Source organism: Micromonospora sp. WMMA1949 (assembly GCF_027460145.1).
GTDB lineage: Bacteria > Actinomycetota > Actinomycetes > Mycobacteriales > Micromonosporaceae > Micromonospora.
Genome location: NZ_JAPZBG010000001.1, coordinates 3,736,779 through 3,753,748 on the forward strand (window position 1 = coordinate 3,736,779; position 16,970 = coordinate 3,753,748).

At 73.9% G+C, this 16,970-nt stretch carries 12 protein-coding genes; 9 read left to right on the plus strand and 3 right to left on the minus strand.

The window, feature by feature from the left end:
- Positions 1-88 precede the first annotated feature (88 nt).
- The 4 genes from rho (at position 89) to prfA (ending at position 7,844) form a co-directional block, all read left to right on the plus strand.
- Positions 89-2,176, plus strand: a complete 2,088-nt coding sequence (rho, locus tag O7607_RS17685; RefSeq protein ID WP_269704346.1) for a transcription termination factor Rho — start codon at positions 89-91, stop codon at positions 2,174-2,176.
- A 144-nt stretch (positions 2,177-2,320) separates the two neighbouring features.
- Positions 2,321-5,770, plus strand: coding sequence for a phosphodiester glycosidase family protein (locus tag O7607_RS17690; RefSeq protein WP_269704347.1), 3,450 nt, complete (start codon positions 2,321-2,323; stop codon positions 5,768-5,770).
- A 672-nt stretch (positions 5,771-6,442) separates the two neighbouring features.
- Positions 6,443-6,667 (plus strand): 50S ribosomal protein L31, encoded by a 225-nt coding sequence (gene rpmE, locus O7607_RS17695; protein ID WP_013288272.1) that lies wholly within the window; start codon positions 6,443-6,445, stop codon positions 6,665-6,667.
- Between the two features lie 88 nt (positions 6,668-6,755).
- Entirely contained in the window at positions 6,756-7,844 is a 1,089-nt protein-coding gene (prfA, locus tag O7607_RS17700) for a peptide chain release factor 1 (RefSeq protein ID WP_269704348.1), read from the plus strand.
- A 67-nt stretch (positions 7,845-7,911) separates the two neighbouring features.
- Here prfA and O7607_RS17705 read toward each other — a convergent pair whose 3' ends face one another.
- Positions 7,912-9,465 (minus strand): GGDEF domain-containing protein, encoded by a 1,554-nt coding sequence (locus O7607_RS17705; protein ID WP_269704349.1) that lies wholly within the window; start codon positions 9,463-9,465, stop codon positions 7,912-7,914.
- 130 nt (positions 9,466-9,595) lie between these two features.
- Here O7607_RS17705 and prmC point away from each other — a divergent pair, with 130 nt between their 5' ends.
- The 4 genes from prmC to O7607_RS17725 all read left to right on the plus strand — a co-directional run bounded on the left by prmC (position 9,596) and on the right by O7607_RS17725 (position 13,967).
- Positions 9,596-10,486, plus strand: a complete 891-nt coding sequence (gene prmC, locus O7607_RS17710) for a peptide chain release factor N(5)-glutamine methyltransferase (protein WP_442929530.1) — start codon at positions 9,596-9,598, stop codon at positions 10,484-10,486.
- Positions 10,486-11,130 carry an L-threonylcarbamoyladenylate synthase gene (locus O7607_RS17715; protein WP_116511660.1) on the plus strand — a complete coding sequence of 215 codons (645 nt, stop codon included), beginning with the start codon at positions 10,486-10,488 and terminating at the stop codon, positions 11,128-11,130. The genes prmC and O7607_RS17715 overlap by 1 nt, the downstream gene beginning before the upstream one ends.
- Complete coding sequence (locus O7607_RS17720; RefSeq protein ID WP_269704351.1) at positions 11,131-11,742, plus strand: arsenate reductase/protein-tyrosine-phosphatase family protein; 612 nt, start codon at positions 11,131-11,133, stop codon at positions 11,740-11,742.
- Between the two features lie 116 nt (positions 11,743-11,858).
- Complete coding sequence (locus O7607_RS17725) at positions 11,859-13,967, plus strand: transglycosylase domain-containing protein (protein WP_269704352.1); 2,109 nt, start codon at positions 11,859-11,861, stop codon at positions 13,965-13,967.
- Positions 13,968-13,970: 3 nt separating this feature from the next.
- On the opposite strand, the gene O7607_RS17730 is transcribed toward O7607_RS17725, so the two are convergent.
- The gene (locus O7607_RS17730; RefSeq protein ID WP_269704353.1) at positions 13,971-14,597 is read right to left on the minus strand and encodes a TetR/AcrR family transcriptional regulator; all 627 of its coding nucleotides are present in this window, start codon (positions 14,595-14,597) and stop codon (positions 13,971-13,973) included.
- 108 nt (positions 14,598-14,705) lie between these two features.
- On the opposite strand from O7607_RS17730, the gene O7607_RS17735 reads away from it, so the two are divergent.
- On the plus strand, positions 14,706-15,488 hold the full coding sequence (locus tag O7607_RS17735) for an SDR family NAD(P)-dependent oxidoreductase (RefSeq protein WP_269704355.1): 783 nt from the start codon (positions 14,706-14,708) through the stop codon (positions 15,486-15,488).
- Here O7607_RS17735 and O7607_RS17740 read toward each other — a convergent pair.
- Positions 15,485-16,951, minus strand: a complete 1,467-nt coding sequence (locus O7607_RS17740) for an SDR family oxidoreductase (RefSeq protein WP_269704356.1) — start codon at positions 16,949-16,951, stop codon at positions 15,485-15,487. The genes O7607_RS17735 and O7607_RS17740 overlap by 4 nt on opposite strands.
- Positions 16,952-16,970: the final 19 nt, after the last annotated feature.

The window sequence follows — 16,970 nt, forward strand, 5'->3', positions numbered from 1 at the left end:
CGTCCATGCGAGGCGGGTGCACCGAGGCCGCCCGGCCACCTGGTTCCACGACTCCGGGCAGTCCCGGCCTATCGAGGGAAGGAATCCATTGAGCGACACCACCGACGTGACGTCGGATGTTTCCAACGTCGCTGGCGATGCCACCACCGCCGCCCCCACGCGCCGCCGGCGGAGCGGCACCGGTCTGTCGGCGATGCTGCTGCCGGAGCTCCAGAGCCTGGCCGCGTCGCTCGGCATCTCTGGTACCGCTCGCATGCGCAAGGGCGAGCTGATCAGTGCCATCACCGAGCGGCAGCAGGGCGGCGCCGCGGCCGGAACCCCTCGACCGCGAGCCGAGGTAGCGGCCGCTGCTGCTCCCGCCCGTGAGGAGGTGCACGCGGAGGTCCGTGAGGAGCGGGCCGAGGCGCGCCCCGCCGAGCAGGCGCCGGCCGCGGAGGCGACCGAGGGCCGTACCCGTGGTCGCCGCACCCGGGCCGCCGCCGCGACCACCGAGGCGCGACCGGCCGAGGCGCCGGCGACCGAGGCGCGGCCGGCCGAGTCGGCGCGCGTCGAGGCGGCGCCCGCCGAGACCGGCGAGCGGGCCGAGCGTGGCGGTGACCGGGCCGAGCGCGGCGAGCGCACCGAGGGCCGGGGCCGTGAGCGGGCCGACCGTGGCGACCGTGGCGGCGAGCGGGCCGACCGTGGCGGCGAGCGGGCCGAGCGCGGTGAGCGCAACGACCGTGGTGACCGTGCCGAACGTGGCGAGCGGGCCGAGCGTGGCGACCGCAACGAGCGGGGCGAGCGCGCCGAGCGCAACGACCGCAACGAGCGCGGTGACCGGAGCGGCGACCGCAACGAGCGCGGTGACCGGAACGGCGACCGCAACGACCGGGGTGACCGCAACGACCGTGGTCAGCGCGCCGAGCGGGACAACGACGGCGACGACGACGGCGAGGGCGGCGGCCGGCGGGGCCGGCGCAGCCGGTTCCGGGACCGCCGTCGCGGCCGTGGCGAGCGGGGCGAGGGCGACAGCGGTGGCGGCCGCGAGCCGCAGGTCGGCGAGGACGACGTGCTCGTCCCGGTCGCCGGCATCATCGACGTGCTCGACAACTACGCCTTCGTCCGGACCACCGGCTACCTGGCCGGTCCGAACGACGTGTACGTCTCGATGTCCCAGATCAAGAAGTACGGCCTGCGCCGCGGTGACGCGATCACCGGCGCCGTGCGGGCCGCGCGGGACGGCGAGCAGCGGCGCGACAAGTACAACCCGCTGGTCCGGCTGGACACCATCAACGGGATGGAGCCGGACGAGGCGAAGCGCCGGCCGGAGTTCTACAAGCTCACGCCGCTCTACCCGCAGGAGCGCCTGCGGCTGGAGACCGAGCCGCACATCCTCACCACCCGGGTGATCGACCTGGTCATGCCGATCGGCAAGGGCCAGCGGGCGCTCATCGTGTCGCCGCCGAAGGCCGGCAAGACGATGGTGCTGCAGGCGATCGCGAACGCGATCACCCGCAACAACCCGGAGTGCCACCTGATGGTGGTGCTGGTCGACGAGCGGCCCGAAGAGGTCACCGACATGCAGCGATCGGTGAAGGGCGAGGTCATCGCGGCCACGTTCGACCGTCCGCCGCAGGACCACACCACTGTCGCGGAGCTGGCGATCGAGCGGGCGAAGCGCCTGGTCGAGCTGGGCCACGACGTGGTCGTGCTGCTCGACTCGGTGACCCGGCTCGGGCGGTCGTACAACCTGGCGGCGCCGGCCAGCGGCCGGATCATGTCGGGTGGTATCGACTCCACCGCGCTCTACCCGCCCAAGCGCTTCCTCGGCGCGGCGCGCAACATCGAGAACGGCGGCTCGCTGACCATTCTCGCCACCGCGCTGGTGGAGACCGGTTCCATGGCGGACACGGTCATCTTCGAGGAGTTCAAGGGCACGGGTAACGCCGAGCTGAAGCTGGACCGGAAGATCGCCGACAAGCGGGTCTTCCCGGCGATCGACATCAACCCCTCCGGCACCCGCAAGGAGGAGGTCCTGCTCGCGCCGGAGGAGCTGGCGATCATCCACAAGCTCCGCAAGGTGCTGCATTCGCTGGACTCGCAGGCGGCGCTCGACCTCCTGCTGGACCGGCTCAAGCAGTCCCGCACCAACATCGAGTTCCTGATGCAGATCGCGAAGTCCACGCCGGGCGAGTGACCTGACGGATCCGACGAGCGAGGGGCACGGCCGAACGCGGCCGTGCCCCTCGTCGCCTCCGTGGCACCGTCCATCGTGAAGTTTTTCTACGGTTCAGCCGCTAGGTATTGAAACTTCTGTTCATCGTCGGGTTGACTGTCGTCCATGCGAACCCGCAGTCGACCCGCCCGCCTCGCCGGCGTCCTGCTGCTGACGCCGTTGCTGACACTCACCGCGCCGGCGCCGTCCGTCGCCACTGCCGCGCCACCGGCCGTCGCGCCGCCGGGCGCCACCGCCGCCGAGGACGCGCCACGCGCCTCGTCCCGTCCCGACTCGGCCGTCGCGCTGGCCGGTGTGGAACCGGCCGGCGGCCTGGAGACCGCCAAGACCACCCGGCCGGTCGCGCCCGGCCTCAACCTGACCTCCTTCGACAGGTACGACGCGGCCGGCTGGCTGCGCGCCGACGCCCTCACCGCCGACCTGGCCGGCGGGCTCACTGTCGACTACGTGAACTCCGGTGAGGTCACCAAGGACGAGCCGCTGCGCACCGCGGTGGACCGCTCCCGTGCCGTCGCGGCGGTGAACGGCGACTTCTTCGACATCAACAACTCCGGTGCCGCCCAGGGCGTCGGCATCCGCTCCGGCGAACTGGTGCAGTCGCCCGTCGCCGGGCACCCCAACGCGGTCGGCATCAGCGCCCAGGGCATCGGCCGGGTCGTCGAGGTCGGCTTCGAGGGCACCGCGACGCTGCCTGCCGGGCCGGTGCCGCTCACCCAGTTCAACAACCTGGTGCAGCGCGACGGCGTGGGCGTGTTCACGCCGCTCTGGGGGTCGTACACCCGCACGCGGGCGGTGGAGGGCGCGGCCCGGACGGTCGAGGTGACGGTGACCGGCGGCCGGGTGGCGAGCGTCGCCACCACGGCGGGCGAGGGGCCGATCCCGGCCGGCAGCACCGTGCTGCTCGGTCGCGAGACCGGTGCCGACGCGCTCGCCGCGCTGCGTCCCGGCGACGCGGTGGACCTGACCTGGCGGCCGCGGGCCTCCGACGGCGGTGACTTGCGCGCCGCCGTGGGTGGCGGCAACGTGCTGGTCCGCGACGGCGTGGTGCAGAGCATCGCCGACGCGTCGCTGGCCCCGCGCACCGCCGTCGGCTTCTCCGCCGACGGCCGCAAGATGATCATGCTGACGGTGGACGGGCGGCAGGTGGACAGCCGGGGCGTCACCCAGACCGAGATGGGCCGCATGATGGCCGAGCTGGGCGCCGCGAACGCGCTCAACCTCGACGGCGGCGGCTCCTCCACGCTGCTCGCCCGGGAGCCGGGCGCGGCCACGGTCCAGGTGGAGAACAGCCCGTCCGACGGCAGCGAGCGGCCGGTGCCGAACGGGCTGGCCGTCTACGCCCCGAAGGGCAGCGGCCGGCTCACCGGCTACTGGCTCGAGACCGCCAGCGATCCGACCGCCGCACCCGGTGTCGCGCCGGTACGCGGCGGCCGGCCGGACCGGGTCTTCCCGGGCCTCACCCGCCGGCTCACCGCCGCCGGATACGACGAGACGTACGGCCCGGCCGCGGGCGATCCGCGCTGGCACGCCACCCACGGCCGGGTCGACGGCGACGGCGTGTTCCGGGCCGCCGTCCCCGGCCGCAGCACCGTCACCGCGGCGCGCGGCCGGGCCCGGGGCACCATCGAGCTGACAGTGCTCGGCCCGCTGCAGCGCATCGACGGCACCGTCGACCGGGTCGGCCTGGACCGGGCCGGTGACAGCGGCCTGTTCGGCGTAGTCGGCTACGACGCCGAGGGCAACACCGCGCCGATCGAGCCGACCGACCTGACGCTGGAGTACGACAGCGACCTGCTCTCGGTCACCCCCACCGCCGACGGCAACCTGGCCGTCACGGCGCTCGCCGCGACCGGCTCGGCGCTGATCACCGCGCGGGTCGGCAACCGGAGCACGGTCCTGCCGGTGACCGTCGGGCTCACCGACGTGCCGGTGGCCGGGTTCGACGACGCCGCGTCCTGGAAGTTCAGCCAGGCCCGCGCCGCCGGGGCGGTCGCACCGGCCGAGGGGCACACCGGCGGCGGGCTGCGGATGTCGTACGACTTCAGCCAGTCCACCGGCACCCGGGCCGCGTACGCCGACCCGCCCGCCTGGATCGACGTACCGGGCCAGCCGCAGGCGTTCGGCATGTGGATCAAGGCGAACGGCACCGGCGAGTGGCCCAGCCTGCACCTGCACGACGCGCAGGACACCCAGTTCGTGCTGCGCGGCCCGTACCTGGACTGGACCGGCTGGAAGTACGTCGAGTTCGCCGTACCGCCGGGGGTGCAGTACCCGGTGCGGGTGCGCCGGTTCTACGTGGCCGAGACCGACCCGGCGAAGCAGTACCGCAGCGAGGTGGTGATCGACGACCTGGTGGCCCGGGTACCGCCGGACGTGCAGGCGCCGCCGGAGCCGAACCGCACCGACCGGGTGGTGCTGCGCGACGGCACTGTGGACGGCGCGCCGTGGCGCTTCGCGGTGCTCTCCGACGCCCAGTTCGTCGCCGCCGACCCGGACAGCGACCTGGTCGCCCAGGCCCGCCGTACGCTGCGCGAGGTCCGCGCCGCCCGACCGGACTTCCTGATCATCAACGGGGACTTCGTGGACACCGCCTACCCGGCGGACTTCGCGCTGGCCAAGCGCCTCCTGGACGAGGAACTGGGCGGCGAGGTGCCGTACCACTACGTGCCGGGTAACCACGAGATCATGGGCGCCCCGATCGACAACTTCCGGAGCGTCTTCGGGGACACCTCGCGCGTCTTCGACCACCGGGGCACCCGGTTCCTCACGCTCAGCACCGCCACCGGGTCGTTGCGCGGCGGCGGGTTCGACCAGGTGGAGCTGCTGCGCCGGACGCTCGACCAGGCGGCCGCCGACCGCTCGGTCGGCTCGGTGGCGGTGTTCTTCCACCACCCGCCGCGCGACCCGAGCCCGGCCAAGGCCAGCCAGCTCGGCGACCGCAAGGAGGCGGCACTGGTCGAGCAGTGGCTGGCCGACTTCCAGCACCGCACCGGCAAGGGCGCCCTGATGGTGAACGGCCACGTCGGCACGTTCCACGCCGACCGGGTGGACGGCGTGCCGTACGTGATCAACGGCAACTCGGGCAAGGGCCCGTCCACCCCGGCGGCGCTCGGCGGTTTCACCGGTTGGACCGAGTTCGGGGTGGACCCGGTGACGCCGGGGGAGGCCGAGCGGGCCCGCCGCGACCCGCTGGCCGAAGGGCCGACGTGGGTGAGCGCGGAGATGCACGCGCACACCGACCGGCTCGCGCTGGCCGCGCCCGCACAGGTGCGGCGGGGAGCGCCGGTGGACGTCACGGCCACGCTCACGCAGCCCGGCGGCCGGCAGGTGCCGGTGGCCGCGCCGGTCAGCGCCGACTGGGCCGGTTCGCCGAACCTGCACGTCGGGGGCGCCACGGGGGTACGTCCGTGGCACGCCGCCTGGTTCGACCCGGCCACGGGCAAGCTCACCGCGTTGCGCCCCGGCGCGCAGATCCTGCTCACGGTGACCGTGAACGGCGTCAAGGCCGAGGCGACGGTGACCACGGCCGCGGCGGTCCTCGCTCCGGCGGCCTGATCCGGGGCCGGGGCTCCTCATCCTGGGGGAGGAGCCCCGGCCCACCTCAGCTGGCTCGTTCGCGTCAGCAGGCCCGTCCGCCTCAGCCCGGCTCCCCGCCCGAGTGGAGCGCCATGGGTGTCAAAACGGCCCGATGGCACCCACTGCGTTCCACTCGCCCACGAATCTGGGCGCGCCCTACGCCCAGTCCTATTGACCATGAAGTTAGCCCGGGACAAAGCGGGCAGAAAGTGCCGCCAACCTCATGATCGCCGGAGCCGGAGCCGGAGCCGGAGCCGGAGCCGGAGCCGCGGCCAGGGCCCGGGCCGGAGGCCGGCCGAGCCGAGCCAGCTCTAGCCCCAACGCCAGGGCCAGCCCAGCGCCAGGGCCAGCCCAGCGCCAGGGCCAGCCCAGCGCCAGGGCCAGGGCAGCGCCAGGGCCAGGGCCCGGGTGGGGGCTGGGGCCGGGAGCGACGGCCGAAGGCGGGGGTGGGCGGGGGGAGTGGGTGGGGTGGCTGTGGGAATGCGGAGGGGTGGGCCGGCGTTGGGGGTGGCGGACCTCCTGTGCCGGGTGGAAGACGCCCGTGGCAGACTGGTCAATCGGCCACCGGTTCCGGTTCACGCCCGAGCCCGTCGTGACGACGGGGCGCACCGACGGCGACCCGGCGACCACCGACGAAAGGACCGAGGCGACATGAAGCCCAACATCCACCCGGAGTACGTGACCACCGAGGTCCGCTGCTCCTGCGGCAACACCTTCACGACCCGCAGCACCGCCAAGGGCGGCGCCATCAGCGTCGAGACCTGCAGCGCCTGCCACCCGTTCTACACCGGTAAGCAGCGCGTGCTGGACACCGCCGGCCGGGTCGCGAAGTTCCAGCAGAAGTACGCCAAGGTTCAGGCCAAGAAGGCCAAGTAGCTCCGTCGACGACGCCCGTGTCCGGCTCCTGCCGGGCACGGGCGTTCGTCCGTTTGTGCCGGTTCCATCCCCAAGGAGCATCCGCAGCATGAGCAGTGAGCGCCTGGCCGCCCTCCTCGACGAGTACGCCGAGCTGGAGCGGCGGCTGGCCGACCCGGCCATCCACGGCGACCAGGGCACCGCCCGGCGGGTCGGCCGTCGGTACGCCGAGCTGGTCCCGCTGCACAAGGCCGCCGGTGAGCTGGAGCAGGCCCGCGCCGACCTGGCAGCGGCCCGTGAGCTGGCTGCCGAGGACCCGACGTTCGGCGCCGAGGCGGACGCCATCGCGGCCTCGCTGCCGGCGCTGGAGGAGCGGCTCGCGGAACTGCTCATCCCGCGCGATCCGCACGACGCCAAGGACGTGATCGTCGAGATCAAGGCCGGCGAGGGCGGCGAGGAGTCCGCACTGTTCGCCGGTGACCTGCTGCGGATGTACACCAGGTACGCCGAGCGGCACGGCTGGGCCACCGAGGTGATCGACGCGCAGGACTCCGACCTGGGCGGCGTCAAGGACGTCTCGCTGGCGATCAAGAGCAAGGGCGTACCGGAGGGCGGCAACGGCGTCTGGTCCCGGCTCAAGTGGGAGGGCGGCGTGCACCGGGTGCAGCGCGTCCCGGTCACCGAGTCGCAGGGCCGCATCCACACCAGCGCCGCCGGTGTGCTGGTGCTGCCCGAGGCGGAGGACGTCGACGTCACCATCGACCCGAACGAGCTGCGTATCGACGTGTTCCGCTCGTCCGGCCCCGGTGGGCAGTCGGTGAACACCACCGACTCGGCGGTCCGGATCACCCACGTACCGACCGGCATCGTGGTCTCCTGCCAGAACGAGAAGTCGCAGCTGCAGAACCGGGAGCAGGCCATGCGCATCCTGCGCGCCCGGCTGCTCGCCGCCGCCCAGGAGCAGGCGGACGCGGCGGCCTCGGACGCCCGCAAGGCGCAGGTCCGCACCGTGGACCGGTCCGAGCGGATCCGCACCTACAACTTCCCGCAGAACCGGATCACCGACCACCGCATCGGCTACACGGCGTACAACCTGGACCTGGCGCTGGCCGGCGAGCTGGACGGGGTGCTCGACGCGCTGACCGAGGCGGACCGTGCGGCCCGGCTGGCCGGCGAGACGGAGCTGTCCCGCCGCTGACCGCTGGGGTGTTAACAGGGGGCCCTTCCTCTACCGGAGGCGTTAACAGGGGGCCCTTCCTTACCGCTCAGCTCGCCCGCAACCGCGCCTTGGCCCGCAGCATCTCCCGGTCGGCCAGCTCGAACGCGGTGCCGAGCGCCTCCCGGACGCTCACCGTGGTGCTGCCGTCGACCTCGGCGAAGCCGATCGTCACCCCGACCGGCGTGCCGGGGACCAGGGACTCCCAGTCCTCGGTGCGGACGGCCGCCTCGATCCGGCGGGCCACCTCGACCGCCTCCGGCATGCCGGTGTCGGGTAGCACCACGACGAACTCGTCGCCGCCGTAGCGGGCCACGAAGTCACCTCGTCGCATCACCCGGTTGATCACGCCGGCCACCCGTTGCAGCACCAGGTCGCCGGAGTGGTGGCCGTGGCGGGTGTTCACCGCCTTGAACCCGTCGAGGTCGCAGACGCCGATCACGACCCGTTCGCCCCGGGACACCACTGCGCCCAGGTAGCGCTCCAGCCGGCGCCGGTTCGGCAGGCCGGTGAGCGGGTCGGTGAGTGCCTCGCCCTCGTACCGGGCGGCCTCGCGGCGCATCTCCTCGTGGTCGATCCGGGCGGCGATGCCGTCGATGTAGACGTCCCGCAGCCGGTCGCTGCGCCGTGCCGCCAGCCGGAACGCGTGCCGGTCGGCCCGGTGCGCGCCCGCGTGGTCACCGGCCCGGGCCAGCGCGACGCTGCGCAGCCGGGGCGGCTCGGCGGCGCCGAGCGTCTCGTCGGAGACGCGCAGCGAGTCCAGCCGGGTGACCGCCTCGATCGGGCGCCCGGCGGCCACCGCCAGGCAGACCTGGCCGAGCTGGCGCAGGTCGCGGGCACGGGCGCTGTCACCGCCGTGGCCGAGCAGCCGGTTCGGGTCGGCGTCTCCGGCGGACTCCACCCGGTCGCCGAGCGCGGCCCGGCGGGCGGCGGCGTAGCCGTACGCGGCCAGGCTGCTCGGGCGCAGGTTGCCGGCGCGCCCGCCGCGCAGGAACCGGGCCAGGTCACCGGCGACGTCGCGCAGCACCCGCAGGCAGCCGTCGCTGTCGCCGTTGTGGTCGAGCGCCACCGCGTTGCGCAGCCGGATGCCGGGCGCGGCGAACGTCTCCTCGGGGATGCCGACGCTGAGCCCGACCTCGCGGGCGCGCTCGATCGCGCCCAGCGCGTGACCGTGGAAGCTCAGGTACGAGTACGCCATCGCCAGGTCGTGCCAGCCCCAGGCGGTGTCCCGGTCGGGGTCGTCGTCGGCGCCGAGCGCGCGGGCGGCCCGGACCAGGTGCATCACGCAGCGGTCCAGCGCGCCCTGGTGGTGGGCGGCGAGCGCGGCCAGCGCGTTGAGGTGCCCGTGCAGGTAGGGCTCGGCCAGGTCGCGGACGGCGGCGGAGGCGTCCTCGACGGCCCTGGTGAACTCGGCGGTCCGGCCGAGGTTGATCAGCGCGGACAGGCGTTGCACGAGCGCGTCGGCGCGGGCGTACGGGTCGTCGGTGGTGCGGATGACGCGGTCGAGCAGGGCGCACGCCTCCGCGGACCGGCTGGCCTCCTGGAGGGACCGAGCGCGGCGGAGAGCGTCAACCTGGTCCTCGACCTGGTCGAGCCAGCCCACTCGCGACCTCCCTGCGGTGTGCGCCCGGACGCACCCGCTCGTGAGGTGAGCCGCGACGCCTCATGATTATTGCGTGACCGCACTCCCGCAACACCCGTCCGAAGGGACAGAACGCGAACGCCCCTCGCTGGTGATCAACCGGGTGGCGCGCGCGCTCGCGGCGGCGGGCGTCGAGGCGCCCCGCGCCGAGGCCGAGCAGCTCGCCGCGTACGTCCTCCAGGTGCCGCGGGGCCGGCTGGCGATCGCCGACGGCTTCACCCCGGCGCAACGTGACCGCCTGGACGCGCTCGTCGGCCGGCGGGTGACCCGGGAGCCGTTGCAGCACCTGATCGGGTCGGCCGGATTCCGGCACCTGGAGCTGGCCGTCGGGCCGGGCGTGTTCGTGCCCCGGCCGGAGACGGAACTGCTGGCCGGCTGGGGGATCGAGCGGGCCCGGGAGCACGACGCGCCGCTCGTGGTCGACCTGTGCAGCGGGTCGGGCGCGATCGCCCTGGCGGTGGCGCAGGAGGTGCCCGCGGCCCGGGTGGTGGCGGTGGAGCGGTTCCCGGCCGCGCTGTCGTGGCTGCGGCGCAACGCGGCGGACCGGGCCGCCGCCGGGGACCGGCCGGTCGAGGTGGTGGCCGCCGACGTGACCGATCCGGACCTGCTGGCCGGCCTGGCCGGGCGGGTCGACGTGCTGCTGTGCAACCCGCCGTACGTGCCGAGGTCGGTGACGGTGCCGCCGGAGGTGGCCGGGCACGACCCGGACGAGGCGGTGTTCGGCGGCGCGGACGGACTCGACGTGATCCGGCCGGTGATCGGCCGGGCCGCCGTGCTGCTGCGCCCGGGCGGTGCGATCGGCATCGAGCACGACGACACCCATGCGGCGGCGGTGCCCGGGCTGCTGCGCGGCGACGGCCGCTACGACCGGGTCGAGGAGCACCGGGACCTCGCCGGGCGGCCCCGCTGGGCGAGCGCGTCCCGGCGGGCGGACGGCACCCACGCCGACCCGGCCCCGGCGTGGCAGACTGACTCCTCGTGATGCTCTACGACTGTCGGTCGCCCGCCGACCGGGACCGCGGCATCGCCGCTGCCATCGAGGCGGTCAAGAACGGGGAACTCGTCGTCCTGCCGACCGACACGGTCTACGGCATCGGGGCGGACGCCTTCACCCCGTACGCGGTGAAGGCCCTGGCGGACACCAAGGGTGGCGCCCGGCAGGCGCCGCCGGTGCTCATCGGTTCCCGGCACACGCTCGACGGCCTGGTCTTCTCGCTGCCCGGCGCGGCTCGCGACCTGGTCGAGGCGTTCTGGCCCGGTGCGCTGACCATCGTGGTGGAGCACTCGCCGAGCCTGGCGTGGGACCTGGGCGACAGCAGCGGCACGGTGGCGGTGCGGATGCCGCTGCACCCGGTCGCGCTGGAGGTGCTGCGGGAGACCGGCCCGATGGCCGTCGCCTCGGCCAACAAGGTCGGTCAGCCCGCCGCGCTCACCGCCGAGGAGGCGCGCGACCAGCTCGGCTACGGCGTCCGGGCCTACCTGGAGGCCGGGCCGGCGGTGGACCCGGTGCCGAGCACCATCGTCGACCTGACCGGCGAGGTGCCGCGGGTGCTGCGCGAGGGCGCGGTGACGCTGGCGAAGCTGCGCGAGGTCGTGCCGGACATCCTCGACGAGCGGGGGGTCTGAGTGCCGCCCTTCACCGTTCTGCACGTCTGCATGGGCAACATCTGCCGGTCGCCGATGGCCGAGCGGCTGCTGCTGCTCGCGGTCCGGGAGCGGCTGGCCCGCCTCGACGTCGACCCGGCCGGGTCGGACGCGCTCGTGCACAGCCACAGCGCCGGCACCGGCGGCTGGCACGCGGGGGAGGAGATGAACCCGCCCGCCGCCCGGCAGGTGATCTCGCGCGGCGGTGACACCGAGGGGTTCGCCGCCCGCCGGCTGCGCTCCGACCTGATCGACGCCGCCGACCTGGTGCTCACCGCGACCGCCGACCAGCAGGAGTACGTGGTGGCGCTGCGGCCGGACGCCGCCGCGCGCACGTTCGTGCTGGGTGAGTTCGGCCGCCTGCTCGGCGGGCTGGACCGGTCCGCCCTGCCGCCGGCGGAGCCGACGCCGGACGCCGTGTACGCGCGCGGCGTCGCCCTGGTGGCGGCCGCCGACGCGGCCCGGCAGAACGCCTCCGCGCTGCCCACGGACGATCTGGACGACCCGTGGGGGCGGGGCGACCAGTGCTTCAGCCGGGTCGCCGACGAGATCGAGGAGACGGTGCAGCCGCTGGCTGCCGTCCTGCTCCCCTGATCGCGGTTCATCCTTCCTCGCGAACTTCCTGCGCATTTCGCGGAAGATGGCGGCGAAAGCGGCCAATCCGGTCATTCTGAACGGGTCCGTACGGCCGGCTCCTGCGGGGAGAGCTGATGAACCGGGCCTATCTCGACAAGCTGTTCACCGTTGTGCTCGCCGGCGTGCTCGCCGGACTGGCCCTGGCCGCCGCCGCGCTGCCGGCCGCGCTGGTCTTCGGGCTGGGCGTGAAGAACCTGATGCCGTACACCGCGCTGCCGGAGGCGCTCAAGACGCCGCAGCCGGCGCAGCGCTCCAACCTGTACGCCAACGACGGGCGGACGCTGATCACCTCGTTCTACGTCGAGGACCGGGTGGACGTGCCGGTCGCCGAGGTGGCGCCGGTGATGCGCGACGCCATCGTGGCCGCCGAGGACGTGCGCTTCTACGAGCACCACGGCGTCGACGTGCGCGGCGTGGCGCGGGCGTTCACCGCCAACCGCCGTGAGGGCACCCGCCAGGGTGCCTCCACGCTGACCATGCAGTACGTGCGCAACGCGCTGGCCGGTGACCCCCGGCTGACCGAGGAGCAGCGCGCCGCCGCCACCGAGATCACCGTCGGGCGCAAGATCCGCGAGATGCGGTACGCGCTGACGCTGGAACGGCAGGTCGGCAAGGACGAGATCCTCGGGCGCTACCTGAACATCGCGTACTTCGGCGCCGGGGCGTACGGCATTGCCGCCGCCAGCAAGCGCTACTTCTCCACCACCCCGGAGCGGCTCACGCTGGCCCAGGCCGCGCTGCTCGCCGGGCTGGTCCGGTCCCCGGCCGACGACCCGATCAACGGCGACGCCGACGCGGCGGTGCAACGCCGGGCGTACGTGCTGGACCGGATGGTGGAGACCGGCCGGGTGAACGTGGCCGATGCCGAGGCGGCGAAGGCGACGGAGTTGGTCCTCAAGCCCAACACCACGCCGAACGACTGCGCGGCGGTGCCTGCCGACCACAACGACTGGGGCTTCTTCTGCGACTGGTTCACCCAGTGGTGGAACGCCCAGCCGGCGTTCGGCGAGAACGTGGACGAGCGGCAGCGGACGCTGCGCCGGGGCGGCTGGAAGATCGTGTCCTCGCTCGACCCGGACGTGCAGGCCAAGGCGAGCGAGCAGGTGCGGGAGATCTACCCGGAGACGATCGCGCGGGCCGCGCCGACGGCGGTGGTGCAGCCGGGCACCGGCCGGGTGCTGGCGATGGCGGTGAACCGCACCTACGGCACGGCCGCCAACCCGGCCGGGCAGCAGAACTTCCCGAACACCGTCAACCAGCTGGTGGCCGGCGGTGGCGGCATCACCGGCTACCAGGCGGGCTCGACGTTCAAGCTGTTCGCGCTGCTGGCCGCGCTGGAGTCCGGGCTGCCACTGGACACCGAGTTCGACGCGCCGCGCGTCTACGTGACGCAGTACCCGGTCGGCGCCGGTCCGGCGAGCTGCGGCGGCCGGTGGTGCCCGGAGAACGCCAACACCTACTGGATGGACGGCGACCGGGACATGTGGGACGCGTTCGGCCGGTCGGTGAACACGTACTTCGCGTGGCTGACCGAGCGCGTCGGCGCGGACCGGGTGGTCGAGATGGCGCAGCGGCTGGGCATCGTGTTCCGTGCCCCGGCGGACGCCCGGATGGCGCGCGAGGGCGCCAAGAGCTGGGGACCGTTCACGCTCGGGGTCTCCGCCACCACGCCGCTGGACCTGGCCGGCGCGTACGCCGCGGTGGCCGCCGAGGGCACCTGGTGCCGGCCCACGCCGGTCACCTCGATCACCGACCCGGCCGGCCGGACGGTGGCCGCCGGCAACACCGACTGCCGACAGGTGCTCGACACCGAGGTCGCCCGCGCGGCGGCGGACGCCAGCCGCTGCCCGGTCGGCGACCAGTCGATGTACCGGCGCTGCGACGGCGGCACCGCCGAGGAGCTGGCCCCGGGTCTGCGCCGGCCGGTGGCGGGCAAGACCGGCAGCTCGGAGCGGAACGCCACCGAGACGGTCGTCGCGTTCACCCCGCAGCTGTCGGTGGCGACGATCGCGGCGAACCCGGACGACCCCCGGGACGCGGTCGGCGGCGGGGTGCAGAAACGGCAGATCGCCGCCGTGGGCCGCATCCTGGCGTGGTCGCTGCGCGACGAGCCGGTACGCGACTTCGTGCCCCCGGGCCAGGCGGTGGCCTTCCAGCACACCAGCCCGCGCACCGGCAACTGAGCGTCAGCTCGTCGACCTGCCGTACCGCGCGACCATGGTTCGGACGGCTTCGTCGACGACCGCTGTCGTGCGGTCCGGGGTGACCGTCCAGTCCGGAAGGACCAGGCGCGGCCAGAGCAGGTAGTTGGAGATCATCCCGAGGAAATGCGTGGCGGCCAGCTCCGGGTCGGCGATGTCCGCGCCTCCCGCCTCGTGCTCGGCCACGAGGTAGGTCCGGACGGACTCGAAGTACGGCAGTTTGCCCTGCGCGAAATGCGCTCTGGCCAGTTCGGGAAAGCGGGGCAGTTCGGCGATCACGATGCGGAACAGGTCGGTCATCTCCGGCCGGCTCAACAGCGTCGCGTAGTGCCGCCCGAGAACCGTCAAGCCGGCCGTCAGGTCACCGGCGGGCGGCACGTCGGCGACGTCGTGGCGGGCCCACGAGTTGATGACGATGGCGTCGAACAGTGCCGCCTTCGTCGGGAACTGCTTGAACAGCGTCGCCTTCGACACGCCGGCGTCGGCGGCGACACGCGCCAGTGACGCCCGGTCGTAGCCCAACTCCAGGAAGAGCTCGGTGGCGGCCTGCACGATCAGCGCGCGCTTCTCCTCCGCCACGCGCTGGTGATAGGCCGACGGCGCTGGGGTCATGCGGCAATCATAGCGAGGTGAGTGGGTTGACTCACCACTCGCGGCGGCGTAACTTCGGAATGGTGAGTCAATCGACTCACCACCCGTCCCACCCTTCCGGAGGATCCGATGTCCCGCTTCGCCCAGCAGACCGTTCTCGTCACCGGCGGCACCGGTGGGCAGGGGGCCAGCCACGTCCGCGCCCTGCACGCCGAAGGCGCCAACGTCGTCATCGGTGCCATCGACGCCGAACGTGGCGCCGACCTCGCCGCCGAACTGGGACCCCGGGCACGATTCGTCCGCCTGGACGTCTCCCGGGAGGAGTCGTGGGCCGCCGCCGTCGCGGAGACCGAGACGGCATTCGGTGCGCTCACGACCCTGGTCAACAACGCCGGGGTGCAGAACCCGCCGGCCCTGATCGAGTCCACCGACCGGGCCACGTGGGCTCGCATCCTCGACGTCAACCTCACCGGCACGTTCCTCGGCATCAAGGCGGCCGCCCCGGCGCTGCGGCGCGCGGGGGGAGGAACGATCGTCAACATCGGCTCCACCATGGGCTTGGGTGGTACCGCCTTCTACGCGCCCTACGTCGCCGGCAAGTGGGCCGTTCGAGGGCTCACCCGGACCGCCGCCCTCGAACTGGGCCGCGACAACATCCGCGTCAACGCGATCCACCCCGGCGTGGTCGAGACTCCGTTCATCACCGAGCCGGCGGCCGGCAGCGACGCCCCGATCGCCGACTTCTACTCGCCCGAGCCGTTCGCCGTCCCGCGACTCGGGCAGCCCGCCGACATCACCGCGCTGCTGATGTTCCTCGTGTCGCCGGAGGCGGCCTTCATCACCGGCGCCGAGTACGTCATCGACGGCGGGCTGCTCCTCGGCCCCGCACTGCCCAGCGGCTCTCCGGCCTAACCGGCCGGGTGTTCGGCGCCCCGGGCGATGTTGCGGGCCATGCCGCCGAAGACGACAGCGTGGAACGGGGCCACCGAGGCCCAGTAGAGGTGGCCGGGCAGGCCGCGCGGGAGGAACACGGCACGCTGGACGTATCTGCTGCGCCCGTCGCCGTCCGGCTCGGCGCGCATCTCCAGCCAGGCCCGCCCGGGCAGCCGCATCTCGGCGCGCAGCCGCAGCAGCTCACCCGGGATGATCTCCTCGACCCGCCAGAAGTCCAGCGCCTCACCGACCTGCAGCCGGTGCGGGTCGCGCCGGCCCCGCCGTAGCCCGACGCCGCCGATCAGGCGATCCATCCAGCCGCGCACCGACCAGGCGAGCGGGAACGAGTACCAGCCGTTCTCGCCGCCGACGCCCTCGATGACCCGCCACAGCGCCGCCGGTGGCGCGTCCACCGCCCGCTCCCGCAGATCCGTGTACGCGGTGCCGCCGGACCAGCGCGGGTCCGACGGCAGCGGCTCGGCGGGCGCGTCCGGCCCGCTCGCGTTCGACCAGCGCGTCTCCACCTGCGCGTCGCGCACCTTCGACAGCGCCAGCGCGACCGCCTGGTCGAAGCCGGTCAGCCCGTCCGGCGGGTCCGGCACGTACGCGGCGATGTCGTGCTCGTGCGCCACCGCCTCGTGCACCAGGCTCTCCACCAGCGGCCGGGCGATCGCGTTCGGCACCGGCGTGATCAGGCCGACCCAGTGCGAGGAGAGCGACGGGGTGAGCGGGCGGACCGGCAGGATGACCCGGGGCCGCAGCCCGGCCACCCGGGCGTAGCGCTGCATCATCTCGGTGAAGGTCAGCACGTCCGGGCCGCCGATGTCGAAGGCCCGGTTGACGTCGGCCGGGAGGTGCGCGCAGCCGACCAGGTAGCGCAGCACGTCCCGGACCGCGATCGGCTGGATCCGGTTGCGTACCCAGCGCGGGGTGACCATCGCCGGGAGCCGCTCGGTCAGGTAGCGCAGCATCTCGAACGAGGCCGAGCCGGACCCGATGATCACGGCGGCGCGCAGCACCGCTGTGGGCACGCCGCTGTCCAGCAGGATCCGCGCGACCTCCGCCCGGGAGCGCAGGTGCGCCGAGGGCAGGCCGTCGCGCTCCGCCGGCTCCGGCCCGCCGAGATACACGATCCGGCGTACGCCCGCGGCGCGCGCCGCCTCGGCGAAGTTCGTCGCCGCCTCCCGGTCGGCCGCCTCGAACCCGCGCTGGCCGAGCGAGTGGACCAGGTAGTACGCCACCTCGATGCCCTCGAACACGGCCGGCAGCGTCTCCGGCCGGCGCAGGTCGCCCTCGACGACCTCCGCCTCGGCCGCCCACGGCACGTCCCGCAGCCGTCCGGCGGTACGGGCCAGGCAGCGTACGGTGTGCCCCTCGGCCAGCAGCCGGGGCGCGAGGCGTCCGCCGATGTAGCCGGTCGCACCGGTGACGAGGCATCTCACGGCCTCCAGTGTGCGGCTC